At 62.8% G+C, this 527-nt stretch carries 2 pseudogenes; both read left to right on the top strand.

Going from position 1 to position 527, the window contains the following annotated elements:
• Window positions 1-100: pseudogene (locus ACR0NT_RS19555) on the top strand (glycine cleavage system protein H); the annotation flags it as partial.
• A 111-nt stretch (window positions 101-211) separates the two neighbouring features.
• Window positions 212-527 (top strand): annotated as a pseudogene (locus ACR0NT_RS19550) (glycine dehydrogenase (aminomethyl-transferring)); the annotation flags it as partial.

Here is a 527-nt window from a genome sequence, read left to right as displayed (position 1 = left end):
CCCCGAGGGCGAGGCCTGGATCTACAAGATCAAGATCGCGGACGCCTCGCAGCTCGAAGACCTGATGGACGAGGCCGGCTACAAGGCCTTCATCGGTTAACTCAGGCGGCGGGTCCGTGCGCGGCCCCGCCCCTTCATCTGTTTCCAAATACTTCCGCCGGAGGCTCCTGCCGTCTCCGCCGGGCCTGACCTATCCTTGAGGAGCGCACACATGGCCTTCAAACTGACCGATTACGAAGCCTATGACTTCGCCAACCGCCGCCATATCGGGCCCAGCCCGACCGAGATGCGCGACATGCTCAAGGTGATCGGCTTCAAGACGCTGGACGAGCTGATCGACGCCACCGTCCCGCCCGCGATCCGGCAGAAAGAGCCGCTGGACTGGGGTCCGGCGATGACCGAGCGCGATGCGCTCTTTCACATGAAAGAGGTGGCGAGCAAGAACAAGGTTCTGACCTCGCTGATCGGTCAGGGCTATTATGGCACCACCACGCCGGCGCCGATCCTGCGCAACATTCTGGAGAACC

This window comes from Ruegeria sp. AB10 (assembly GCF_056542745.1).
This window is presented reverse-complemented; position numbering and strand designations above follow the sequence as displayed.